This window comes from Acidithiobacillus sp. HP-2 (assembly GCF_015100155.1).
Classification (GTDB): Bacteria; Pseudomonadota; Gammaproteobacteria; order Acidithiobacillales; family Acidithiobacillaceae; genus Acidithiobacillus.
This window is the reverse complement of sequence record NZ_JACKZA010000022.1, coordinates 1-22,638: the sequence shown is the minus strand read 5'-3', so window position 1 is coordinate 22,638 and position 22,638 is coordinate 1. Positions and strand designations below refer to the sequence as shown.

The 22,638-nt window shown below is 53.9% G+C and carries 24 protein-coding genes and 2 rRNA genes; 2 read left to right on the top strand and 24 right to left on the bottom strand.

The window, feature by feature from the left end; translation table 11 throughout:
* Positions 1 to 67: 67 nt before the first annotated feature.
* The 19 genes from H7F11_RS14525 to H7F11_RS14430 form a co-directional block, all read right to left on the bottom strand.
* A complete protein-coding gene (locus tag H7F11_RS14525; protein ID WP_193650835.1) occupies positions 68 to 1,276 on the bottom strand; it encodes an outer membrane beta-barrel protein in 1,209 nt (402 codons plus the stop codon).
* A gap of 263 nt (positions 1,277 to 1,539) precedes the next feature.
* On the bottom strand, positions 1,540 to 1,806 hold the full coding sequence (locus H7F11_RS14520; protein ID WP_193650883.1) for a hypothetical protein: 267 nt from the start codon (positions 1,804 to 1,806) through the stop codon (positions 1,540 to 1,542).
* Positions 1,807 to 1,863: 57 nt separating this feature from the next.
* Positions 1,864 to 2,256, bottom strand: a complete 393-nt coding sequence (locus tag H7F11_RS14515; RefSeq protein ID WP_193650834.1) for a hypothetical protein — start codon at positions 2,254 to 2,256, stop codon at positions 1,864 to 1,866.
* 583 nt (positions 2,257 to 2,839) lie between these two features.
* Positions 2,840 to 3,874, bottom strand: a complete 1,035-nt coding sequence (argC, locus tag H7F11_RS14505) for an N-acetyl-gamma-glutamyl-phosphate reductase (protein WP_193650832.1) — start codon at positions 3,872 to 3,874, stop codon at positions 2,840 to 2,842.
* A gap of 71 nt (positions 3,875 to 3,945) precedes the next feature.
* Positions 3,946 to 4,332, bottom strand: a complete 387-nt coding sequence (gene rpsI, locus H7F11_RS14500) for a 30S ribosomal protein S9 (protein ID WP_010640716.1) — start codon at positions 4,330 to 4,332, stop codon at positions 3,946 to 3,948.
* Between the two features lie 13 nt (positions 4,333 to 4,345).
* The gene (gene rplM, locus H7F11_RS14495; protein ID WP_010640718.1) at positions 4,346 to 4,774 is read right to left on the bottom strand and encodes a 50S ribosomal protein L13; all 429 of its coding nucleotides are present in this window, start codon (positions 4,772 to 4,774) and stop codon (positions 4,346 to 4,348) included.
* A 100-nt stretch (positions 4,775 to 4,874) separates the two neighbouring features.
* Positions 4,875 to 6,203, bottom strand: coding sequence for an NADH-quinone oxidoreductase subunit N (locus tag H7F11_RS14490; protein WP_193650831.1), 1,329 nt, complete (start codon positions 6,201 to 6,203; stop codon positions 4,875 to 4,877).
* Positions 6,193 to 7,653 (bottom strand): complex I subunit 4 family protein, encoded by a 1,461-nt coding sequence (locus H7F11_RS14485; RefSeq protein WP_193650830.1) that lies wholly within the window; start codon positions 7,651 to 7,653, stop codon positions 6,193 to 6,195. Before H7F11_RS14485 ends, H7F11_RS14490 begins: the two co-directional genes overlap by 11 nt.
* Entirely contained in the window at positions 7,650 to 9,512 is a 1,863-nt protein-coding gene (gene nuoL / locus H7F11_RS14480) for an NADH-quinone oxidoreductase subunit L (RefSeq protein ID WP_193650829.1), read from the bottom strand. Before nuoL ends, H7F11_RS14485 begins: the two co-directional genes overlap by 4 nt.
* Entirely contained in the window at positions 9,505 to 9,816 is a 312-nt protein-coding gene (locus H7F11_RS14475) for an NADH-quinone oxidoreductase subunit NuoK (RefSeq protein ID WP_193650828.1), read from the bottom strand. The genes nuoL and H7F11_RS14475 overlap by 8 nt, the downstream gene beginning before the upstream one ends.
* The gene (locus H7F11_RS14470; RefSeq protein WP_193650827.1) at positions 9,806 to 10,300 is read right to left on the bottom strand and encodes an NADH-quinone oxidoreductase subunit J; all 495 of its coding nucleotides are present in this window, start codon (positions 10,298 to 10,300) and stop codon (positions 9,806 to 9,808) included. Before H7F11_RS14470 ends, H7F11_RS14475 begins: the two co-directional genes overlap by 11 nt.
* On the bottom strand, positions 10,297 to 10,827 hold the full coding sequence (gene nuoI / locus H7F11_RS14465; RefSeq protein ID WP_024894631.1) for an NADH-quinone oxidoreductase subunit NuoI: 531 nt from the start codon (positions 10,825 to 10,827) through the stop codon (positions 10,297 to 10,299). Before nuoI ends, H7F11_RS14470 begins: the two co-directional genes overlap by 4 nt.
* Positions 10,824 to 11,780 carry an NADH-quinone oxidoreductase subunit NuoH gene (gene nuoH, locus H7F11_RS14460; protein WP_193650826.1) on the bottom strand — a complete coding sequence of 319 codons (957 nt, stop codon included), beginning with the start codon at positions 11,778 to 11,780 and terminating at the stop codon, positions 10,824 to 10,826. The genes nuoI and nuoH overlap by 4 nt, the downstream gene beginning before the upstream one ends.
* A complete protein-coding gene (locus tag H7F11_RS14455; RefSeq protein WP_193650825.1) occupies positions 11,777 to 14,074 on the bottom strand; it encodes a 2Fe-2S iron-sulfur cluster-binding protein in 2,298 nt (765 codons plus the stop codon). The genes nuoH and H7F11_RS14455 overlap by 4 nt, the downstream gene beginning before the upstream one ends.
* Positions 14,071 to 15,330, bottom strand: a complete 1,260-nt coding sequence (locus tag H7F11_RS14450) for an NADH-quinone oxidoreductase subunit F (protein ID WP_193650824.1) — start codon at positions 15,328 to 15,330, stop codon at positions 14,071 to 14,073. The genes H7F11_RS14455 and H7F11_RS14450 overlap by 4 nt, the downstream gene beginning before the upstream one ends.
* Positions 15,315 to 15,800 carry an NAD(P)H-dependent oxidoreductase subunit E gene (locus tag H7F11_RS14445; RefSeq protein ID WP_227485541.1) on the bottom strand — a complete coding sequence of 162 codons (486 nt, stop codon included), beginning with the start codon at positions 15,798 to 15,800 and terminating at the stop codon, positions 15,315 to 15,317. Before H7F11_RS14445 ends, H7F11_RS14450 begins: the two co-directional genes overlap by 16 nt.
* Position 15,801: 1 nt before the next feature.
* Entirely contained in the window at positions 15,802 to 17,502 is a 1,701-nt protein-coding gene (gene nuoD / locus H7F11_RS14440) for an NADH dehydrogenase (quinone) subunit D (protein WP_193650823.1), read from the bottom strand.
* Positions 17,489 to 17,989 carry an NADH-quinone oxidoreductase subunit B gene (locus tag H7F11_RS14435; RefSeq protein WP_193650822.1) on the bottom strand — a complete coding sequence of 167 codons (501 nt, stop codon included), beginning with the start codon at positions 17,987 to 17,989 and terminating at the stop codon, positions 17,489 to 17,491. The genes nuoD and H7F11_RS14435 overlap by 14 nt, the downstream gene beginning before the upstream one ends.
* Complete coding sequence (locus H7F11_RS14430; RefSeq protein WP_193650821.1) at positions 17,980 to 18,339, bottom strand: NADH-quinone oxidoreductase subunit A; 360 nt, start codon at positions 18,337 to 18,339, stop codon at positions 17,980 to 17,982. Before H7F11_RS14430 ends, H7F11_RS14435 begins: the two co-directional genes overlap by 10 nt.
* A 160-nt stretch (positions 18,340 to 18,499) precedes the next feature.
* On the opposite strand from H7F11_RS14430, the gene H7F11_RS14425 reads away from it, so the two are divergent.
* Positions 18,500 to 18,805, top strand: coding sequence for a hypothetical protein (locus H7F11_RS14425; protein ID WP_193650820.1), 306 nt, complete (start codon positions 18,500 to 18,502; stop codon positions 18,803 to 18,805).
* Between the two features lie 9 nt (positions 18,806 to 18,814).
* Here H7F11_RS14425 and H7F11_RS14420 read toward each other — a convergent pair whose 3' ends face one another.
* From H7F11_RS14420 to H7F11_RS14410, 3 genes are all read right to left on the bottom strand, one after another.
* Positions 18,815 to 20,014, bottom strand: a complete 1,200-nt coding sequence (locus H7F11_RS14420) for a Bcr/CflA family multidrug efflux MFS transporter (RefSeq protein ID WP_227485540.1) — start codon at positions 20,012 to 20,014, stop codon at positions 18,815 to 18,817.
* Positions 20,015 to 20,114: 100 nt separating this feature from the next.
* Positions 20,115 to 20,321: a DUF2892 domain-containing protein gene (locus tag H7F11_RS14415; protein WP_193650819.1), complete on the bottom strand. Its 207-nt coding sequence runs from the start codon at positions 20,319 to 20,321 to the stop codon at positions 20,115 to 20,117.
* Between the two features lie 74 nt (positions 20,322 to 20,395).
* Positions 20,396 to 20,995: a nitroreductase family protein gene (locus H7F11_RS14410; RefSeq protein WP_193650818.1), complete on the bottom strand. Its 600-nt coding sequence runs from the start codon at positions 20,993 to 20,995 to the stop codon at positions 20,396 to 20,398.
* Positions 20,996 to 21,092: 97 nt separating this feature from the next.
* Here H7F11_RS14410 and H7F11_RS14405 point away from each other — a divergent pair, with 97 nt between their 5' ends.
* A complete protein-coding gene (locus H7F11_RS14405; RefSeq protein ID WP_193650817.1) occupies positions 21,093 to 22,277 on the top strand; it encodes an NAD(P)/FAD-dependent oxidoreductase in 1,185 nt (394 codons plus the stop codon).
* A 65-nt stretch (positions 22,278 to 22,342) separates the two neighbouring features.
* Here the strand turns inward: H7F11_RS14405 and rrf are convergent.
* Together rrf and H7F11_RS14395 are read right to left on the bottom strand one after the other, a co-directional pair.
* Positions 22,343 to 22,458 (bottom strand): 5S ribosomal RNA (gene rrf, locus H7F11_RS14400).
* A 78-nt stretch (positions 22,459 to 22,536) separates the two neighbouring features.
* Positions 22,537 to 22,638 (bottom strand): 23S ribosomal RNA (locus H7F11_RS14395); the annotation flags it as partial.

Genomic DNA, 22,638 nt, shown 5'->3' with positions numbered 1-22,638 from the left:
CTGAACTCAAAATACGTTAGATGGAGAACCCCGCAGCAGCGAGGCTCCCTTTTGATGAATAGACCGATCAGAACATGAAGCCGGTTTCGACCATGCCACGCAGTTGATTGGTGTTGGTTCCCTCAGCGCCGGAGAAACCGAGTCCAGCAGGTGCGGAGGCAGTCACGTAAGAAAGTTCAGCGCGGGCGAAGAAACCACCACTCTGGTAGGTCGGGGTGAGGGTGATGGACCATGCGTGGGAATCGGATGGAAGCCCGGTGAGTGTTGCAGCCGCTCCGCTTGTCGCACCATTAGTCAACGGCCCACCAACCCGCAGATATTCCACTCGGGTACCGAGAGAGATTGTTTTAGTAAAGCTGTAATCAGCCAATAATGCTCCACCATAATTGTCGAACGCATGATTCACGCCCAACAACGGTGCAGTTGGCGTATGCATATACTGAAAATAAGGTTCAATCATCCATGGTCCCGAACTATATTCATATTCGACACCATAAATCTGGCTTTCATTACCTAAGGCACTATAAGCTACATCATTAGAACTTAGACGGGATTTCCCCAAAGAGCCTTGCGCATAAAAGCTGAGCGTATTGGAGCCGTTGATCGCATAACTAAGCAGACCACTCATCACATTATAGCGATTCGAAAAATACCCATCCGTCCAGGCAATCGACGCACTCAACGGCCCCGCACTACCATTAATCTGGATTCCACGACTAATGATGGGCTCCATATCCCAGAGCAAACCGCGCTCAATATTGATATTCTGGTAGGTAAAAGCACTCTCAGCGCCAATCAGGGTGGGCAACTGTCCGATTTCCATGGAGTAATTTGAAGATGGTGCTATTTTTAAATAGGCTACTGGTAATGCACCGAATTCTTGTATATTAGTTGATGCAGAAGAAATAGGTTCTGCAAGTGTTGGAAAGCTGTAAGCCCCCGCTTGAATGTAAAACTGAATTGGACCGTTTTCTTTCTGGATGATCACCATACCATTGGTGATAGAAGCGCCGACCCGCTTTGCCCCTAATAAACCTGCATAGTCAGCCTCAGTATACCCACCTCCGGGAGGATTATCCTGATAAAAGGCCATGCCGCTGGCTACCCCTTGCACGTCCAGTTGACCCAATGGTCCGGCACAGAATTTGAGGGGATTCGGCAAAGATAATGGACTGGCGTCCGCCACACTGGCGACCAATGGCAGCCCCATCAGCATGCTGGCGAGAATTGAACGACGTAAAAACGAATAGCGATTTTTAGTGCTGTAGTGCGACATGTTGACTCCTTGGTTTGTATGAAAAAAATCAAGCCTGTTGTCAAAAAGCAAAATGCATGCCCACACAATAATTTTATTCATGGCTTTGATTTGTAGTACTTTTTTATATTTAAAATTATAACCCCCAAGAAAATTATAAGCCTGTTATGCACCACTTTGGTGCCCAACGCATTAAATTGGTGCGACAGTAAATTGCGCCCACAAAAAACCCCGGCATAAATGATGTCGGGGTTTGAGTACATAACGTCGGGGAAGTTTTCTGGTTAATTCCCGTTTAAGGTTCTTTCAATATTGGGCAGCGCCGCACCAACTCCGGCACCCACCGCACCACCCACGGCTGCACCCACCGCAGGATTGCCGGCAACAACCGTGCCCAACACGGCCCCTCCGGCAGCACCAATAGCACCACCACTGAGTGCCCGTTGGCCGGTGGGGCTCATGTTTGCACAACCACTCAGTGCAACCACACACAATGCGACCAACAACCATCCACTTTTTCTGGAGCCGCGCTCCAAAACCTCAGCATTCATTTTCACTCAACTTACTCCTGTATTTTTCTGGCTCAGTGAACCACTGGGCAGATGAAACTAATGTCTCCAGCCATCATGATCATCATCATGCCGCCAACGACCCGCCCACGGCGGTGGACCGTGATGCTCCCAAGGGCGGGGCCGGTAATAGCGAATGGGCGCTGGCTGCACATAGTACCCGGGCAACTGATAACGCACGGGCGGAGGTGGCGGCGCTGGAACATAATACACACGGCGCGGTGGCGGCGCATAATATACTGGCGGAGGCGCGTAAACAGGTGCGGCATAATAACCGGGATTATTCCCTAAAAACACGCTTAAACCAGGAACAGCAACGCCCAGGGACAAATCACCATCCGCCCAGGCAGGGCTGCTCAATCCGGCAAATATGCCTACAAATGCCACAAGTTGCGGTAAACGATGAAGGGGGTGCGTCCATATCTTTATCATGTGGCCTCCTTGAGCCGTCAGACTCATCAAGATATATACGTTTGCAGATAAGCATGGAGATTCCCGAGAGCTATCTGACTAACCCATCACATCAGCAAGAAGCTTGCCAGCCAAGCACCTATATTTTTCAATCGGTTAAAAATACCCCCTGTAGCCAAACAACCACAGTAATGTACCTTAAATCGGAAACTGCTGGTTTTTTATCACGTTGCCTTGTCGCCTAAAGCTTCTTCAGGGCAATGTGTACACTGGGATCCTGTAAAACAAGTCACACCATCATGCCCAACCATAAAATCGCGGTCTACATTGAACGACAGATCAAGAAAAATGCCCTGAGCATCCAGCGATTCCAGAACCTGGGGACCTGCCACCAGCATCAGACGGCTGAGCTCTTCACGCTATTCCATACTCAAAAATGGAGGGTTGGGGAGTTAATCCGCCCAGAAGCCTCGCACAATCGTGCGGGGCTTAAATTCCGACGATTTTTTGCTGATTGATGGAATATTCGGACTGAAATGTGAAAAAGAGCAAGATTTATTGGATCCAGACAAAACGCATCTTTGACCAGACTACTCACATAACACTATGGCAGTAAGGCAATTTGTGTCAAACCAAGCGTTTCCGGCAGGGCGAACATCCGGTTCATGTTCTGAACTGCCTGCCCAGCCGCACCTTTCACCAGGTTATCAATAACAGACAGAACGACCACCTGCCCCGGGCGCGGCTGATGAACGGCAATACGACAAACGTTGGCCCCGCGCACGGAGCGCGTTGCCGGATGACTGCCAAATGGCAGCACATCAACAAATGGCTCCTGCGCGTAACGCTCTGCAAACAAGGTTTGCAAGGCGGTGTCACTCAACGGGTGCTGCAAGCGTCCGTACAAGGTGGCATGAATCCCGCGTATCATGGGCATCAGGTGCGGCGTGAACTGTAGTTCAATCATCTCCCCGCTCAGTTTTGAGAGAGTCGCCTCAATTTCGGGACGATGACGGTGACCACTCACTCCGTAGGCAGTGACACTATCTGCGGCTTCCGGCACGATCAGGTTCACCCGTCCAGCGCGGCCCGCACCGCTCACCCCCGATTTGCAATCGGCAATCAGCGTGTCTTGATGCAGTAATCCCGCCTCCAGCAAGGGAGCGAATCCCAGAATGACTGCGGTTGGATAACATCCGGGATTGGCAATCAGGCGTGATTGGGCGATGTTCTCCCGAAAATATTCCGGCAGCCCATAACAAGCTGCACGCAACGCCTCAGGCGCCCGATGCGCCATGCCATACCAGTGCGCAAAAGCTTCCGCGTCGGCCAGCCGAAAATCAGCACCGAGGTCAATAACGCGCACATCATGCGCCAGCAGGTCCGGGGCACTATCCATGGCCACCCCGTGGGGCGTCGCAAAAAATACGACATCCAGCTTTGCCAGAGTCTCTGGATCGGGGGCTGTATAATACAGATCACACACGCCCCGCAGATTGGGGAAATGGGTATCTACGCGTTCTCCCGCTTCAACACGAGAGGTGATGACCTGCACTTCCACTTCGGGATGAGGAAGCAACAAGCGCAACAATTCCACTCCGGTGTAGCCGGTACCACCCACAATGCCTGCACGAATCATGCTGCAACCCCCTGTCATAAACCAACAAAAAAGCCGCCCTTAGGCGGCTTTTCCGATCCGAAGCGGTTTTATTAACGCTTGGAGAACTGATGACTACGCCGCGCCTTATGCTTGCCGACCTTCTTACGTTCCACTTCGCGAGCATCCCGGGTCACAAAACCCGCGCCACGGAGCGGACGCCGCAAGGTTTCGTCATAAACCATCAGGGCACGGGTGATACCATGGCGAATGGCACCAGCCTGTCCGCTGGCACCACCACCGCTGACATTCACCAGAATATCAAACTGGCTGCCGTGCCCGGTCAGTTCCAGTGGCTGCATGACTACCATACGCGATGTCTCGCGACCAAAGTATTCTTCCAGGCTGCGCTTGTTGATGACGATCTTGCCAGAGCCACGACGCAAATAAACCCGTGCAGTTGCGCTTTTGCGCCGACCAGTGCCGTAATATTGTTCCATAATAGTGCTCACCTTAAATATCTAAAGTCTGAGGCTGTTGCGCAGAATGGGGATGCTCGGAACCACTGTAAACCTTGAGTTTCCGGTACATAGCGCGGCCCAGGGAGTTTTTTGGAAGCATTCCCTTGACGGCAATTTCGATAATCCGCTCTGGATGCGTTTCCATCATCTTTTCAAAAGAAGCACTCTTCAGATTGCCGACATAGCCGGTATGATGATAGTACATCTTGTCTTTGGCCTTGTTGCCGGTCACCGCAATCTTGTCCGCGTTGATCACAATAATATGATCCCCGATGTCGGCATGGGGGGTAAATTCGGGCTTATGCTTACCGCGCAGGCGGGTAGCCACCTCTACAGAAAGACGGCCCAGCACTTTATCGGTCGCATCTACGACGAACCAGTCTCCCTGTACTTCATGAGACTTGGCAGAATAGGTCTTCATCACAAAACTCCGGCTTCGGGTTTTTCACTGAGGGGCGGGAGATTAGCGATGAAACGGGGCCATGTCAAGGCATATACGGGCTGGTGAAGACGCAATCTTCTCAACCCATCCCCAAGGGCGCCAGCAACCAGCCGAATAGCAGGATCAATATGCCCAGTGCGGCAAAAGTCTCCCAACTGCGCCGATGCAGCAGGCGGTCGGGGTTGCTGAGCACGGACGGCTTCCACAAGGTACTGAGATAGTAAGCAAAAGAAAAGGCGCTACCGAGAGCAATCAGAATGGCCAACCAATAGACCTGGTCGTGCACATCGGCGATAATGACCAGCAATTTGGCAAAAAAACCTATGCTGGGCGGCATTCCAGCCAGCGAGAGCAAAGTCAGACCCAGAAGCCCGGCCAGTACTGGTTGGCGCTCCCGCAATGCCGCCCAGGGGATGGCAATGCTGTTTTCCGGCAGCGCCGACAGGCCCATGAAAGTCCCCATGTTCATCAGGCCATACACCAAGGCATAAATAGCGCCTGCGATGATACCCAAGGGGCCGACCGCGAGGGCGGCCAGAAAATAACCGGCATGGGCAATAGCCGAATAGCCCAACATTCTTCGCAAATGTCCGGCGCGATAAGCCAGGACGTTACCCACTACAATGCTGGTTGCCGCAATAACGGCAATGGGTATTTCCAGCTTTGGTGTTGCCGCCGCCAGGGTAATCAGCGCCCCCATGATGGCGACTTTTGCCACTCCACCTAGAAAAATCAGAAATGGCGCTGGCGCGCCTTGATAAATGTCTGCTACCCAGGCATGAAAAGGCGCGGCGGCAATCTCAAAACTCAAAGCGGCCAGTAAGGCCAGCACGCCCATCAATCCGAATACATTGGATGTCATATCACCCATTGGCGGAATCACTGCCAGACTGCCATCACCCAGATAAATCAAGGCAATTCCAATGGCAAACTGGGCCGATGCAAGCCCGGCCAGCACCGCATATTTAAAGGCGGATTCTACGGCTGCGCGGCCGCTGCCAGGCCAGGCCAGCAACGCAAAAAAAGGTAACACCTGCAGCTCCAGACCAACAAACATCAACAGAAGATTCTGGGCACTCACCAAAATCAGACTACCCGCCAACATAGTCAGCAACAGCCCAACCAAACTGCCTGTCATTTTTCGGGAAAGTGGATGAAAGGTAATAAAAAACAGTCCCGCCGCCATGGCAAGGCTCAAATAGACACCGAGAAGAGTGGCGCTGAGATCCCAGTACAGATCAGCTCCCAGAGCCATATGCTCGACGAAAATACTGGCTGCAGCAGCAATGCTGCTGATTCCGCCTAACCAGGGCATGAGTCGACCCAGCCGCAGGGCATCTGCGAGAAAAGCAATCAGTGCCGCAGCAGCAACTATGAGTAATGGCAGCAAGGTTGGACTATAAGCCATGACCACCTCCGGCAATGACATCTCCACTATGCATGGAGAGCAGGGTACCCAGATGGGCAAGAATGATCTGGGGATCCAGGCCGAGCCACAAGGTCAGCAGTCCCAGCACCCAGAACAGCAACCACTCGCTCTGCTGCAAATCCACCAGATTATCCGGCAAGGTTCCGTTCAGCGGACCCAGCATGATCCGCTCGTAGGCACGTAAAAAATAGACCACACCCGCGAGGATCCCCAAGGTCGCCAGTCCAGCAGCCCAAGGCAACACCCGAAAGGCCCCTGCGAGGCTGAGAAACTCTCCAGGAAAATTGGCTAGCCCCGGCAGCCCCATTCCCGCCAGAAAGAAAAAAAGCATCCAGGCACCGAGACGGGGCGCGCGTCGAAACAAGCCTCCCAGCCCTGACCATTCTCCCGTCAAACCCCGGCTTTCCATAATGCTGACTACGCCGAACAGTCCTGCCGAAACCACGCCGTGCGCAATCAGCAAAAACACACTGCCATGTATGGCCTGCGTTTGCAGGGCAAACAGTCCGAGAGCCACCAGATTCATGTGGCTGACACTGGCCCAGGCTGCGAAAAGGCGAAGGTTGGCAGCATTGAGGGCGAGGAAGGCCCCATACAGGGTCCCGATTGCACCGAGAATAATGCCGACCGGGGCAAACTCCAGTGCCGCCTGGGGAAGCATGGGGATAGCAAAATGAATCAGGCCATAGGCACCCGCTGTCACGGCGGCCCCCGAAAGAAACACACTCCCCGCCGGCGCGGCATTGCCGTAGCCAGTACCCGCCCAACTATGCAGAGGGAAAAGTGGCATTTTGACCGCCAGGCCGGCGACCATACCCAAAAACAGCCAGATACCGAGACCCCCGGTAATACGGGTGTCAGCAAGCTGCAAAATGGAAAAATTGTAGATTCCAGTCTGCTGACCGTGGAGGACATAAACCACAACCAGTGCGACCAGAAAAAGTAAGGACCCAACGAAGGTGTACAACAAAAACTGTAGGGCAGCAGCACGACTTTTGTGACCACTGCGCAAAATCAGGAAAGCTCCCGCCAACGCGAGGATTTCATAAAAAATATAAAACATCAGGACATTTTGAGCGAAAAATATCCCGAACAAAGCCCCGGACATCACCAGCACGGCACTCGCCAGCACCCGGAATTCGGGTAAGCGCCAGGCAAAAGCCAGACTCACCGGAATCAGCAAAGCGCACAGAAGCGCCAGGGTGCTGCCCAGAGGGCCAGCGTGCAAGGTCCAAAGACTACCCAGATAAGGGATATGGAGAGCATGCCCTAAAGTGCCGCTGGCTCCGGGGGCAAAACGCTGAATCAACGCCAACAACAATTCGACCAGCGCGATGCTCATGGCAAAGTACTGACCACTTTGTTTTTGCGCAGAAAGCCACAGCGCCGCACCCCAGGGGAGAACAATCAACACCGTTACCAGGATCACAACAAGTACCCCCAGGCGATGAAGAGCAGTACCACCAGACCCAGAATCATGCCACTGGCATAGCGACTGATCAGGCCATTTTCACCCGCTTCCAGAGCACGGCTACCAAGCCCGAAACCATCTCTCAACCCGCCGAGCAGCATCAGTTGAAAACCGCCCTGCTCAATCAGCCGGTCCAGGATATGCGCAAATGCGTACCAGATGGGCGGAAAAATGCGTAGAAAAATCCGGTCGAAAAACCAGGCATTGAAAAGAAAGGCTATGCGACTGAGGCCACGACCTTCACGCTCCCATTGTGCGGCTTTGTAGGCAATGGCAATACCAATGAGGGTGGCCACTGAACCCGCCACTTGCAGAAAAATATTCACATCCCCCGACGGGGCTGGCGGCATGCCCAACTCTGGAGCCAGCCAGGGTAACCAGATTTTCGGGCCTGGCCAGCCCGGCGGAAACTGCAGCCAGCCAATACCAATACTGGCAACGGCCAGGATTCCCAGAGGAATTTTCATGCCCCAACCCATCTGATAGGGCTCGCCCAGCTTTTCCGGGCCTTCAAACACCAGAAAATAAAGCCGAAACGCATAAATCGCCGTAAATACCGCGCCCAGCAATGCCAGCACCCAGAGCAGCTTGCCACCGGGGACGATAAAAGCCGTAGCAATAATGGCGTCCTTGCTATAGAAAGAAGCCGAAATGACAGGTACGGCAGCCAGGGCAAAAATACCCGCCAGAAACGTCCAGCGTAAAAAGGGTTGCTGCTTTTTGAGACCGCCCATCTGGCGAATATCATGATTATCACTGTAGATGAGAATGACTACACCTGCCCCCATAAACAGCAGTGCTTTGAAACAGGCATGTACAAGCAGATGGAAAAGGCCGAGTGAAGGAGCACCAATGCCCACCCCGAGAAACATGTAGCCCAGCTGGCTGATGGTGGAGTAGGCCAGCACCCGCTTGATGTCCACCTGAGCAATACCGCAACTTGCCGCATACAGGGCGGTAAAAGCCCCGCTCAACCCGATCACCCAGAGCATCCCGGGGACTGCTGCAAAAATAGGGTACAGACGAATACACAAATACACGCCAGCAGTGACCATGGTAGCCGCATGAATCAGGGCGGAGACCGTACTGGGACCGGCCATGGAATCCGGCAACCAGATATGCAGAGGAAACTGCGCAGATTTGGCGACAGCACCAATCAACACCAAAATCCCCGCTATGGTGAGGGCCAGCAGATCGGGGCGGGCCGCCACAGCCGCAAACAGGGTGTGGTAATTGAGGGTGTGATATTCGGCAAACAGGATAAATATTGCCAATGCCAGGGCCGTATCCCCAATACGGGTCACCACAAATGCCTTGCGCCCGGCCCAGGCATTTTCCTGTTTGCGATACCAGTGCGCCACCAGGGCATAAGAACACAAGCCGACCGTCTCCCAGCCCAGGTACAGAAGCAGCAGGTTATCTGCCATGGTGAGAATCAGCATTCCGCCCACAAATAAGTTCAAATAAAAATAGTAGCGCCGCTCGCCGTAATCCCCGTTCAGATATTGCTGGGAAAACAGATGAATCAGAAAACCTACAAAGGAGGCAATACTGATCATGACCAAAGTCACTTGATCTACATGAAAGCCTATATTGGCATGGAAATTACCCACCGAAATCCAGGTCCAGACCTGTTCATGGAGATTCGGGTCGCGACCGTGGGTCATCCAGACTGCAAATACCACCAGGGTAGACAGGAAGGGCATGGTTGCGGCCATGCGACCTATTTGCCGTGGCGAAAAATGCTCCCCAAAAATGCTATTCAGCAACGCCCCCAGCAGAGGAAAACCAGGGATTAGAAAAAGCCACTCATTCATCGACTTCCTCCCGAAGCTGCCGCAGGTCATCTACCGTATCCCCGCCCAGTTCCTGTTTGACGCGCAACAACAAGGCCAGGGTCAAAGCCAGGGCCGCACCGCTCAGCGCCATCATGAACACCACCAGTACTTGCCCGGTGACAGAATGCCAGCGGGCACCTCCGGCCAGGGCAATGACCATGGCAGCGTTAAAGAGCAACTCAATGCCCAGCAACAAAAAAATGAGATTGCGGCGCAAAATGATCAACGCCATTCCAGTCACAAAAAGTAATGCGGCAATCACCAGTGCGAGTTCAAGCGTCATGATCATCCCTCCGATGAATGGCCAGCACGGCGGCAATCACGGCAAAGAGCAGCAGCGCCACAGACTCCGTAAGCCAGAGATAGGGACCAAAAAGGGCACGCCCTACTGTGCCTGGGCCTATTTCCTGAATAAGCACCATCAGATCCGGGCGACGACTGAAAAGAAGGATCAGGACTGCCGTCAGCAGAACCACCAGCACCGCTGGCCACCAAAAACCCCGGCGCCAGCGCGGTTCTTCCCGGATCGTCAGCGGAGTGCGTAACAACATGATGGCAAAAAGAAAAAGGACCAGAATAGCGCCCACATACAACATCACTTCCAGAGCAGCGACAAAAGGTGCTCCCAGCACCAGAAACAGAATGCTCAAGGCCAGCAGGCTGACGCCCAGATTCACCGCGCCATGCATGGGATCACGGACCACCAGCAACGCGGCTCCCGCTGTGAGAATGATCAACAATAACAGCAAGATCAGAAAAATTGTCATGGCAGATTACTCCGGACATTGACGGGCGTTTTTTCGTTGATGCCCTCACCTTTATCCTTGTCTTGCAGCGCCACTCCGGAATGCCGATAAAAATTGTAATGCGGATGCTTACCCGTCCCGTCAATGAGCAACGCCTCTTTTTCGTAGATAAAATCAGCGTGGTGTTCTTTACTGAAAGCAAATTCATCGAGGAGCTGGATGGCCAGCGTCGGACAAGCCTCCTCACAGAGGCCGCAATAAATGCACCGGGAAAAATTAATGCGGAACGTCAGTGGATAGCGGCGCGTGTCAGGGCGCTCTCCGGCTTGCAATTCAATGCAACGCGTCGGACATACCGCTGAACAAAGCTGGCAGGCAACGCAGCGCTCATCACCGTCGGGATCACGCGTAAGTACGGGCCGTCCCCGCCAGCGTGGCGGCAAGTTCAAAGGCTCCTCAGGATAACTGACGGTTGAAGTTCGGCCCAGCTGACGCAAGGTCGTCCACAGCCCTGCACCCAGTTCGGAGATATTGCGCCAGACCCTCATGCCAGCCTCCACAAAGCTGCCGCCAAAGCTGTCGCAAGCACATTGAACAGGGCCAGTGGCAGAAGCACTTTCCAGCCCAAGGCCATTAGCTGGTCATAACGTGGTCGGGGCAAGGTCGCCCGCAACCAGAAAAACACGAAAATCACCGCTGCCGTCTTGATCAGCAACCAGATCCATCCGGGTAGCCAGGGACCATGCCAGCCGCCGAGGTAAAGTAATGCCGTCAGCACTGCGATCAAGGTCAGGCCAAGATACTCTCCCAGGAAGAAATAGCCAAAGCGCATCCCCCCGTATTCTGTATTAAATCCGGCCACCAATTCGCTTTCTGCTTCGGGCAAATCAAAGGGAAGGCGGTGGGTTTCCGCTACACCGGCTATCAGAAAAATGACAAAACCCAGAGGCTGAAGGACGATATAGGGCAGATTTTGCGCCGCGACAATCCCGTTGAGGGACAGCGATCCACTCAGCAAAACCACACCCAAAAGGGCCAGTCCCATGGGTAACTCATAGCTGACCAACTGGGCCACTGCCCGGACTGCGCCCAGCAGGGAAAACTTGTTGCCCGAAGCCCAGCCCCCCAGAAATACTCCATAGGCGTTCAGAGAACTCATGGCCAGAATGAACAACAAACCGATATTCCAGTTGCCTGCCCAGGAAAAATGATGATCCAGCGGTACCACGGCAAAGCTGGCCAAAGCGCTGAAAGCCACCAGAACCGGCGCCGTCCGGTAAAGTACCGGATCGGCAAAATCGGGCACAAAATTTTCTTTGCTCATCAACTTGAGGGCATCGGCAAGCGCCTGGCCAACGCCCAGAGGACCCAGTCGATTGGGGCCCAGACGATTCTGCAGAAAACCCAGAACCCGCCGCTCTGCAAATACCAGAAAACCCGCCACGCCGAGTAAAACCAAGGTGGTAAACAACATGCCCAGAGCCATCAGAAAAAGCATCATTGGCGTTGCTCCCAGCTGACTTCGACGGGATCACCAGGATATAAGCCCAGTTCGGCGAAACCTTCCTGATCAATGGCAATAACCCCTTGGACCATTTCTGCGCAGGCAATAACCGGCAACTGCAAGTCTCCGCAAGGACCATGCAAAGTAGCAGCCACGGCCTGAACATCCGGATGCACCCGCAAACCCCGGGCCGGAGCCAGAGAATGCAGTTCGTCGGCCGTATCAGCCAGCGTTTCCCCACCATACCAGCGAAAAATATCGAGTTCCCATTGCTCGGGCGTCACCGTCCGGGTTGCCGGAACTGCTGCGATTTCAAAGCGGGCACGAATAGTGTCTGGCAACAAAACTCCGGGACCCTCCGGGTCTGGCCGTTCAGGACACAGAAAATGCAAATAAAAATCCAGCCGTTTTTGCCAGGCTTCGTGCAAGTGCAGCATTTCCGCCAGACGACCCAGCCAAAACAATGGCGGCGGCGGACCGATCGGGTGCTTCAAGCCACCGGCGGCCTCAGGAAAGCCGCTGCCCTGCACAGCCGAGTGCAGCACCAGCGCCTCGCGGCGATAAACCGGTGAAAACGCCTGAATCCGGCCTTCATAATTTACAAATAAACCGGCCCGCTCGGGAAAGGCCGCCACGGGTATCAAGGCTTCTGCGCTTCTGGCCGTTTCCGAATCAACCATATCCAGCAAGGTCAGACCATCCAGACCTGGAGCGAGTGTGCGCCAGGTACCCGCCCCCCAGTCCTCGCCCAAGGGATCAGCGCCCAGACAAAGCAGATGATTGATTTTGCGTTGCCGCAAGGCCTGCTGCAGGCGCTCGGTATGACCGTCTGCCGCAAAATAGGCGGCCCCAAACAAATTGGGTCGATTGACAAAAGCACCGGCCCGGGCGTTGGCAGGCAGTTTTTCCAGGGTTTTGCGCAGTGCATACAAACCAGATGGACCCAGGGTTTCTGCGGTGGCCAACAGCACTGGAAACCGCCCCCCCTGCAAACAGGGATCATCCGCTAATTGGGCAACCTGATCACGCAAGGCACTGGGGCGTAAAGGCCGATAATCCCCTTTTTGGGCCAATTCGGTCCGGCTGCTGGCCAGCACCGTCAAGCGTGCGCCCTGGCGCAATGCCTGACGTACGGCAAAACCCGCCATGGGGGCAATGCTGTCCAGATCGCCGATGACCACAATGCGGTCGGCCGCCGCCACTTCCTGCAAACTGGGCGCCTGCGGAAGTGCCAGACATTGTTGCGCCAGAGCTTCTGCCCAGGAACTGGTTACCGCAGCAAAAGGCGCATGCAGGCAGTCTGCCAACGCAAAAAGACCCAGATTACTTTGCAGATCTTCGCGCGGGGAGCCCAGGAAGCCACTGCGTCCTTCTTCCAGACGGCTGGCCAGCTGACGCAAGACGGCATCCTGACGAGTGGTTTCGCCCATCAGGCGGGGCTGCAGGGGCCGGGAATTTGCCGTCACGTAGGGAAAAGCATAACGACCCCGGTCACAGAGGAAGTGACCATTTATTTCCGGCCGTATGCGGTTTCGTATGCGGCGCAAGGTTCCCAGACGCGCTCCGGGAGTCGTGTTACAACCCACCGCACAATGGGGACATACCGAAGGACCCTGCTGCAAATCCCAAACCCTGACATAATCATGACGAAAAACCTTGTCCGTAAATACGCCCGTCGGACAGACTTCGACCAGATTCCCACTGAAAGGACTTTCCAGCGGCCCATCTTCCAGGCGACCAAAGCTGACCCGGTTGCGGGAGCCGAACACCCCGAAATCCTCACCCTGGGCAGCATCCTGATAAAAACGCACGCAGCGATAGCAGGTAATACAGCGATTCATTTCCTGATACACCAAAGGACCGAGGTCCTGATTGCGATAGGTACGCTTCGGACCGCTGTAATGGCGCACGCTATGTCCGGTCTGCACCGTCATATCCTGAAGATGACATTGTCCACCCTCATCACAGACCGGACAGTCAAGCGGATGGTTGGTCATCAATAGCTCAATGATTTCCCGATGCTCGGTATGCACGTCGTCTTCCAGAGTAACCAGTTGCAGGCCATCGCTGGCCGGCAGCAGGCAGGCCATGGTAATCCGGGGTGGGTGTTTGCTGTCATGGGCGTACATTTTCACGGCACATTGCCGACAAGCCCCCAGACTTCCCAAGGCGGGATGAAAACAAAAATAGGGGATCTGCTGATTTTTTCCGGCAGCAATAGCCGCCTCCAGCACGTTCTGTCCAGGGATGAAGGGGATCTCCTGGCCATCCAGAAAAAATACATGCTTCATGATTGAGGCCCCCGATATGGACAATGACCCAGACGAACATGCGTCTCAAAATCATCCGCAAAGGCATGTAAACCCGAAAGCACCGGCATCAGCGCTCCCGGAGCCAACGCACAAAAACTGTTGGGCGCAATTTGCCCACCGAGCTGATGCAGGGTCGCAATATCCTCGGCACTGCCTTCTCCAGCCTCAATCCGCTCCAGCAACCAGCGCACATAGGGCAGGCCCTCCCGGCAGGGGGTGCAGAACCCGCACGATTCGCGCGCGAAAAAACGGGTCGTCGCCACCAGAAAATCGACGGGGCACTGCCGATCATCCATCAGAATAAAGCCCCCGGTGCCCAGTCGGGAACCGACTTTGGCCACTGCATCAAAATGCATGGGCGTATCAAAGTGTTCGGGCATCAGAAAGGGTGTGGAGGAGCCACCCGGCAACACCGCGCGCAAAGTGCGCCCTGGCAGCAAACCTCCTGCATGTTCAAACAGTATTTCCTGAGCGGTCGTTCCCATGGGCAATTCAAAAACACCGGGGCGTTTTGCAGGGCCGCAGACACTGTACAATTTGCTGCCCACGCCGCCATTGACACCCAGACTGCGAAACCAGTCCGCGCCATGCGCAAAAATACCCGGCAAATGCGCAATGCTTTCGGCGTTGTTGACGGTGGTCGGTTGCTGCCAGAGCCCCTGCTGACTGATATGCGGCGGTTTTTTACGCGGATTTGCGCGTTTGCCTTCAATGGCATTGAGAATGGCCGAATCTTCGCCACAAATATAGCGTCCCAAAGAAACATGAATATCCAGGCGCAAATCGCCATCAGGCAAGCGCATTAGTCCTGCCTCGCGGGCCTGATGCAGCGCTTTTTCCAGAACACGGGCACCTGCTGCATATTCACCCCGTACAAAAACGACGGCATAGCGCACCCCCAGAGCGTGCGCCGCAATAAACATGCCTTCCAGAATATGGTGCGGAGCCCCGAAAAGCAGAGCCCGGTCCTTGATACTGCCCGGCTCGGTTTCATCCAGATTGCAAACCAGATAACGCGGTTCAGGAGCATCAACTCCGCGCAGCCGCCATTTGAGGCCCGTCGGAAAGCCCGCACCACCACAACCCCGAAGTCCGGATTTTTCCAGTTCCGCAATAATATCAGCGGGATCCATCTGCACGGCTCTTGCAAGCCCCACATACCCACCGGCATCCCGGTAAACGCGCAGATCTGCCGGATCGCGATCTGCAAAATGCCGGCTCAGGATGGCTTCCATATATCCGCCTCCAGTTGTGCCAAAAGCCGGGTCAATGTCTGGGTATCCACCGGACCCAGCGCCTGATCATCCACCATCAGGGCGGGGGCCCGATCACAGAGGCCAATGCAGACATGCGGTATCACCGTCAGCTTGCCACTGCGACTGACCTCACCGAGATCCACGCCCGAATGCTGGCGGGCTTGAGTCAGGATATCCTGAGCTCCGGCCATATGGCAGGCGATGCTGTCACAGATGCGCAGAACATGGGTGCCCACCGGTTCACGCAACACCAGACTGTAAAAGGTGCAGAGCTCTTCGACCCTGACCGGACTCAACCCGGTCAAAGACGCTGCCAGACGCAATGCATCCCCGTCAATGTAGCCTCGGGCCTTTTGCAGGACCTGCAGGACTTCACTGATGGCAGCTTCCGGAACCGGTGACGCCGCCACCAGATCCTGCAACCTGGCGAGAAGCGATGCATCATTCAAGTCAACGATCGAGGTCGGCGAGGACATAATCTATGGATCCAATCGTGGCAATAAAATCGGGGAGGGCCGTATCGCGCCCCAGTTCGGTAATCAGCTGGACGTGGGGGAAGGAAGGAGTCCGTACCCTTAGCCGGTATGGGTGGGCGCTACCGTCAGCCACAATGTAATAGGCGAGCATGCCGCGCGCTGACTCGGTGATGCTCAGTACCTGTCCTGCAGGAGGACCAATTTCGCCCGCCATCTGCTCGAAATGATGAATCAGCGTTTCAATATCCCGCAAGGTATGGTCTTTGGGTGGCAGGGCATACCGGGCGTCAGCAGCCAGAGTCGCACCATCCGGCATTTTGTCGGCGAGCTGACGAAGCATCCCGATACTTTCGCGAATCTCATCAATATGCAGTTGGGTTCTGGCTAAAGCATCCCCATCAGTGGAGGTCGGTACCTCAAAATCAAGAGCATCGTATAGCCCGTAGGGTGCTGCTTTGCGCATATCCCAGGCTTTGCCCGTACTGCGCAAGACAATACCCGATGCGCCCCACTTTTCCGCCTGCGCCGCTGACAACACCCCAATCCCCTGAGTGCGGGCACGGAAAATGGGATTCCCTACGGTGAGCGTCTCCGTATCCCGCAAACCCGACTCCACTTTCTGGAGGACTTGCAGCAGATCAGCGCGCCAGTCCTCCGGCAAGTCAGCCGCTACTCCACCAATCCGAAAAAACTGTGGGTGCAGGCGCCCGCCGGTATATTTTTCGATCAGATCGAGCAACAACGCCCTATCCCGAAACGCATAAAATGCCGGTCCCATGGTGCCGAGATCATTTCCATAGCTGCCCAGCCACACCAAATGGGAAGATATCCGGCAGATTTCCGCCAACAAGGTCCGGATACCTTCGGCACGATCCGGCAATTGCAAATCCGCCAGCATCTCCACCGCACGGACATAGGGAAACTCACCCAGGATTCCCCCCAGATAATCCACCCGGTCGGTATAGGGAATAAAATTATGGAACGTATGTCCTTCGGCTATTTTTTCCACACCCCGATGGTGATAACCAATATCGGGGTCCACGCTGGCAATTTTTTCCCCGGAAATTTTCAGTACAAAGCGCAAAATTCCGTGGGTTCCGGGATGATGTGGGCCAACATTCAGTACCGTCTGCCCGGATTCCGGAGCTGACACCTCGTCGCTGTAGGCTTTGAGTGCTTCCTGCAAATCGGTTTTACTCAAACGATAGGCGGGGCGCTCTGTGGCACGGATGGCTTCGCTTTTTCGCAGCGGGTGCCCTTCCCAGAGGGGCGGGAGTAAAATGCGCCGCAAATCCGGATGACCACTGAACTTTAGACCAAACAGATCGTACACTTCCCGTTCATACCAATTGGCATTGGCAAAAATACCGGTTATCGACGGTACCGGAAGCTCGGCGTCGGCGTGTGTCACCCGCAAACGCAGGGCACCACAACCCTCCAGTCCGTGCAGATGATAGGTCAAGGTATATTGTGCAGCCTCTGAGGCACCCTGTGGTCCTTCATCCACGGCCGTCAAATCCAGCAACATCGGAAAAGACGGTTGCATTTGTTCATGCAGGAATTGCATGGCCGGCAGCAACTGCTCTTCAGGCAGCAGAAAATCCGGCCAGCCATCCCGCCCATCGGTAACCGGACTCGCAGCAAAGTGCTTTTGCAGCATCTCAGCCAGAAGCATGGGTCAGCTCCCGCTGAAATATCCGGGGAGGATTACGCCGGATTTTCTGCTGCAACAATAACAAACCGTCCATCAGGGCTTCCGGACGGGGTGGACAACCCGGCACATAAATATCTACGGGCAGCAGTCGATCAATACCCTGGACCACGCTGTAGACATCATACATGCCTCCGGAATTGGAACAGGAGCCCATGGAAATTACCCATTTGGGCTCCAGCATTTGTTCATATATCTCCAGAATCATGGGCGCCATTTTCACGAAAATCGTCCCTGAAGTGATCAGCACATCCGACTGCCGGGGCGAGCCACGCAGCACCTCGGCACCAAATCGCGACAAATCATGGCGGGGCGTCACGGCAGCCACCATTTCAATAAAACAGCAGGAAGTACCAAAATTCAGGGGCCAGAGAGAACCTGCCCGACTCCAAGCCAGTATTTCTTCAAATTTGCCCACCAGCAAAGACAAGGGACCCGGAGCTAATGCCATTGCAAACCTCCCATACGCCACTCATAAAACAAGCCCAGACCCAGGATCACCATAAAAGCCAGTCCAGCCACAACCGGTCCCCAGCCCAGGGCATGAAAAGCCACTGCCCAGGCAAAAAGAAAAGCGGCTTCCAGCTCAAACACCAGAAAGGAAACGGCCAGAAGATAAAAAGCAACGGGGGTTCGCGGATGCGTACTGGTGTTGGCTCCCAGCCCACTTTCAAAAGGAATGTTTTTATTGCGATTGGGGTGTTGTCCGCCGAGCAGACCCGATATCCAGAGAATAATCATCAATACCAGCAACACTGCAGCGGCAAAAATCCCAACTATCAGGGCAGGACTCGCCATCATTGCCGATTCCCCCAAAGTGCGATTTTTGTCGGAAAATACAAAAAGCCCCCTTTCCAGAATCCAGGCACGGCACGGCACGGCACGGCAGCACACAATGTCATCATTGAACTACGCTGTATAGTATAGACCATCATTTGTAGCGCATTTGAGGAGCCCTCTAATGAATATTTGGGAAGCCCCCGTCGTCCAGTCGGGCATATTGGACTATCTGGAACAAAAACAACTGCTGGCCAGCTTCACCAGCATGGGCGGAGTAGCTCTCAGGGAGGGTGCACAGTGTCACTGCAGTCTTCCCGAGCATGTGGGCAATGAAGTGATTGTGCTTTGTCAGTTTGATTTTGAAGAACTGGTCCCCTTTGGAGCTGCTGGAGATCAGCGTCTGCGACAACAGGGACAGGCGCATGTGCGTCTTGATGCCAATGGTCAGGTTAGTGACGCATGGTTATGCCGGCCGGGTTCCTGCTAAAAAGTCCAGTCAGCTTTTCATGAGCAGGGCGGGATCTTGCAGCTTGCGGGCGTAGCGCAAACCGACCACCGCAACAGCAGCACACCCCAAAATGGTAATGCCCAATGGAAACGCACTGTGCATGACCATACTGCCAATAACCATGGCAGAAACAGATGCAGCCGTGAACTGCATGGCTCCGAGCAGTGCTGAGGCACCGCCCGCATGAGCGCCTTGCCCGGCCATGGCCAGTGCCGTGGCATTGGGGCCGACCAGACCAATGCTCGCTACATAGACGAACAGCGGCAGCATAATGACAAACATGCTGATTTCTGGATAATAACCAATGACAAACAAGACGATACCCGTCAGCAACTGAATGATCACCACCGTCTGGAGGATTCCTTCCGCTGTGTAGCGCCGATGCAGGATTCGGTTGAGTTGTGACATTACTACCAGACCCAAGGCATTGGCACCGAATATCCAGCCAAAACTGTTGGCCGGGACCTTATAAAGATCAATAAACACAAAGGGCGATCCGGCAATATACGCAAACATGCCGCCGTAGCACATGGCATAAACCAAAGAAAAAGCCATAAAACGCCTGTCCTGCAAGAGCGCATGGTAACGCCGCAAAACCTGGCTTACCTCCAGGGAATGTTCCGTTGTGGGCTGATGACTTTCGCGCAAGCCCAGGTAAACCAGCCCAAAAATAAGCAACCCGAATACCGTCAAAAACCAGAAAATACTCTGCCATCCCAACCAGACCAGCAAGTACCCACCCATCAACGGCGCAATAATAGGAGCAAGGCCCATCACCAGAATCATGGCGGCAAAAATATGTGGCGCTTCCTTGGCGGTAAACAGATCACGCACCACGGCCCGGGAAATCACCAGACCTGCGCATGCTCCCAGCCCCTGCACAAAACGTAGACCGATCAGCACCCCGATAGAGGGAGATAAAGCACAGCCAGCCGAAGTCAGCACATACATTATCAGTCCCAGCAACAGAGGTCGGCGGCGTCCAAAACGATCCGAAAGCGTCCCAAAAAACAGCTGCCCCAGAGAAAGTCCCACAAAAAAACTCGCCAGGGTCAACTGCACTGCCAGATGTGGCGCTGTAAAATAACGGGACAGAGTCGGCAGACTGGGAAGGTACATATCAATAGACATCGGGCCAAAGGCACTTAACATGCCCAGGATAAAAATCAGTCGTCTTTTATGCAGCAATGTTTTTCCTTGCCATGCCTGATAAACCAAAGGCACGGGACGACCGTGCCTTCTGTTTTCACTAAACCTTATACTGAGCTAAGGAGGATACACCCTGATCTCAGGAATGCTTTTTTGCCGGGCAGGTTTTGATACCCAGCAATGTATACAACCCACAAAAACCAGTGATTCCAGTAATCAGCGGCACCAACCCAAGCACCGCCCACCATTTGTTTTCACCGTGCAAGAATACTGCGAGAACCACAATAATCACCAAGCCCACAATCACCCGGACCAGACGATCCACGCTTCCTTCATTGACTGGCATTGCCCTCTCTCCTGCAGGATAATCCTGCCCGTATCAACTGGAACTGGATTATAGTACTTTAGCCCCTTGGATCACTAAAAATGATCTGTTTTTACCAGTGACTGGATATCAACCCGATTTCTTTCCCAGGCATTTTCGGTCCCTTTCCCCACGGCAATCATGTATCCGATTGCATAATGTTCGGGCAAATGAATGAGTTCCGCCACGGCGTCAAAATCAAAACCATCCATCGGACAGGAATCATAACCAAGATCCTGGGCCAACAACATCAGCGTCATTCCAAAAATACCCAGGGTACGCATGGCTTCATCCCGCGCAATTTCCGGCTTTCCGCGATAGTATTCATCCAGTTTCGGCAATAAAAAATCCTGGACCGGCTGCGGAGAAGTCGCCCAGTACCGTTGCGGATCTTCCTGCCAGGCCTCCAGATCTGCACATAAAACAAAGAGCGCCGATGCATCGGTGACCTGTGCCTGACCCCAGGCTTGTTCACGAATGGCCGCACGCAGCTGCGGATCCTGCACATCCACAATCCGCCAGTGCTGAATGTTGTAGGCACTGGGCGCTAAAGAAGCGTGCTCCAGAAGCGTTCTTTTGGTTTCGGCAGACATCTGATGATGCGGATCAAAGGACTTCGTTGCACGACGTTGCTGGACTGCGGTAATGACATCCATATACTCACCTCTTTGATGTTATAAAATAACTCATCACAATCTAGAACCGACCGGTTGGTATTGTCAACCTTCCGATTGAAGGACTCCACAAACGATCATGTCAGAGCATACAGAGGTATTCATCATTGGTGCTGGTGCCGCCGGATTGATGTGCGCAATTACAGCGGGACAGCGTGGCCGCAAAGTCATTCTTGTGGATCATGCCAATCGTATCGGCAAAAAAATTCTGATGTCTGGCGGTGGCCATTGTAATTTTACCAACCTGTCCGTAAGTGCTGCCAACTATCTCAGCACAAACAGACATTTTGCCAAGTCTGCTTTGGCTCGCTATACCCCGGAAAATTTCATCGAACTGGTTGAAAAACACCAGATCGCCTATCATGAAAAAGAAGCCGGACAGCTCTTTTGTGATGGATCCTCCAAACAGATTGTGGCCATGCTTGCTGGAGAGTGCCAAGCAGCCAATGTGGATATCCACAAGCAGTGCAACATAATTTCCTGCAAAAAAGAGAAAGGTATTTTTCATATCAAAAGCAATCAGGGAGATTTCAGTGCGGAATCCCTGGTCATAGCCACCGGCGGACTGTCCATTCCCAGCCTGGGAGCCAGTGGTTTCGGCTATCAATTGGGGCGACAGTTTGGTCATAACCTACAAAATACCCGACCGGGATTGGTGCCGCTCACTTTGACTGGCCGTGCTCATGAACCATTAAGTGGCCTTGCCGGAGTGTCTTTAAGTTCTGCAGAAACCCGTTTCAACAAGCAGCATTTTCGTGCCGGGTTATTGTTCACCCATCGCGGCCTCAGTGGCCCGGCCATTTTGCAGATCTCATCCTTCTGGCAGGAAGGTAAAGCTCTTGAGATTGATTTGCTGCCAGAACTGGATGTTTATGCGTATTTATGCCAACTAAAAATGCAAAAACCGCAATCCTTCTTGAAAAGTGTGCTGTCCGAAATACTGCCCAACCGTCTTGCCCAAACCATGTGCGATCTTTATTGGCACAATCAGCCTCTGGGTAATTACCCAGACCTGGAATTGGCTTCTATTGCCCAAAAGTTGCAGCAATGGTCCATTCTTCCGAGTGGTACAGAGGGGTATCGTAAAGCTGAGGTAACCCTCGGCGGTATAGATACTGCCGAACTTTCCTCCAGCACCATGGAATCCAGAATCGTCACCGGACTTTATTTTATTGGGGAGGTTGTGGATGTGACTGGCTGGTTGGGGGGATACAATTTTCAGTGGGCCTGGGCATCCGGCTCCGCAGCGGGCAATGACGCATGACCCCAAAGGGCATTCTGACAAAAAATTAGCCCTGCTTCAAAAAGAAGCAGGGCTAAGGTATAGGTGTCTGGCGGTGACCGACTTTCGCGGAGGGAGGCCCTCAACTATCATAGGCGCTGCAGTGTTTCACGGTCCTGTTCGGGATGGGAAGGGGTGGTTCCACTGCGCTATGGCCGCCAGACAAGTTTAAACTGGTCTGCCTGAGATTTTGTCTCAGGGTGTATCAGAAGGGAAGGTTTATTGGATGCTTGGGTGATATATGGTCAAGCCGCACGGGCGATTAGTACTCCTTAGCTGCACGCATTACTGCGCTTCCACATGGAGCCTATCAACGTGGTGGTCTTCCACGGCCCTTCAGGGG

Excerpts from the sequence above, each read along its gene's own strand:
- H7F11_RS14525 (WP_193650835.1), bottom strand. The coding sequence starts at position 1,276 with ATGTCGCACTACAGCACTAAAAATCGCTATTCGTTTTTACGTCGTTCA.
- H7F11_RS14520 (WP_193650883.1), bottom strand. The coding sequence starts at position 1,806 with ATGAATGCTGAGGTTTTGGAGCGCGGCTCCAGAAAAAGTGGATGGTTG.
- H7F11_RS14515 (WP_193650834.1), bottom strand. The coding sequence starts at position 2,256 with ATGATAAAGATATGGACGCACCCCCTTCATCGTTTACCGCAACTTGTG.
- argC (WP_193650832.1), bottom strand. The coding sequence starts at position 3,874 with ATGATTCGTGCAGGCATTGTGGGTGGTACCGGCTACACCGGAGTGGAA.
- rpsI (WP_010640716.1), bottom strand. The coding sequence starts at position 4,332 with ATGGAACAATATTACGGCACTGGTCGGCGCAAAAGCGCAACTGCACGG.
- rplM (WP_010640718.1), bottom strand. The coding sequence starts at position 4,774 with ATGAAGACCTATTCTGCCAAGTCTCATGAAGTACAGGGAGACTGGTTC.
- H7F11_RS14490 (WP_193650831.1), bottom strand. The coding sequence starts at position 6,203 with ATGGCTTATAGTCCAACCTTGCTGCCATTACTCATAGTTGCTGCTGCG.
- nuoL (WP_193650829.1), bottom strand. The coding sequence starts at position 9,512 with ATGAATGAGTGGCTTTTTCTAATCCCTGGTTTTCCTCTGCTGGGGGCG.
- H7F11_RS14475 (WP_193650828.1), bottom strand. The coding sequence starts at position 9,816 with ATGACGCTTGAACTCGCACTGGTGATTGCCGCATTACTTTTTGTGACT.
- H7F11_RS14470 (WP_193650827.1), bottom strand. The coding sequence starts at position 10,300 with ATGACAATTTTTCTGATCTTGCTGTTATTGTTGATCATTCTCACAGCG.
- nuoI (WP_024894631.1), bottom strand. The coding sequence starts at position 10,827 with ATGAGGGTCTGGCGCAATATCTCCGAACTGGGTGCAGGGCTGTGGACG.
- nuoH (WP_193650826.1), bottom strand. The coding sequence starts at position 11,780 with ATGATGCTTTTTCTGATGGCTCTGGGCATGTTGTTTACCACCTTGGTT.
- H7F11_RS14455 (WP_193650825.1), bottom strand. The coding sequence starts at position 14,074 with ATGAAGCATGTATTTTTTCTGGATGGCCAGGAGATCCCCTTCATCCCT.
- H7F11_RS14450 (WP_193650824.1), bottom strand. The coding sequence starts at position 15,330 with ATGGAAGCCATCCTGAGCCGGCATTTTGCAGATCGCGATCCGGCAGAT.
- nuoD (WP_193650823.1), bottom strand. The coding sequence starts at position 17,502 with ATGCTTCTGGCTGAGATGCTGCAAAAGCACTTTGCTGCGAGTCCGGTT.
- H7F11_RS14435 (WP_193650822.1), bottom strand. The coding sequence starts at position 17,989 with ATGGCATTAGCTCCGGGTCCCTTGTCTTTGCTGGTGGGCAAATTTGAA.
- H7F11_RS14430 (WP_193650821.1), bottom strand. The coding sequence starts at position 18,339 with ATGATGGCGAGTCCTGCCCTGATAGTTGGGATTTTTGCCGCTGCAGTG.
- H7F11_RS14425 (WP_193650820.1), top strand. The coding sequence starts at position 18,500 with ATGAATATTTGGGAAGCCCCCGTCGTCCAGTCGGGCATATTGGACTAT.
- H7F11_RS14415 (WP_193650819.1), bottom strand. The coding sequence starts at position 20,321 with ATGCCAGTCAATGAAGGAAGCGTGGATCGTCTGGTCCGGGTGATTGTG.
- H7F11_RS14410 (WP_193650818.1), bottom strand. The coding sequence starts at position 20,995 with ATGGATGTCATTACCGCAGTCCAGCAACGTCGTGCAACGAAGTCCTTT.
- H7F11_RS14405 (WP_193650817.1), top strand. The coding sequence starts at position 21,093 with ATGTCAGAGCATACAGAGGTATTCATCATTGGTGCTGGTGCCGCCGGA.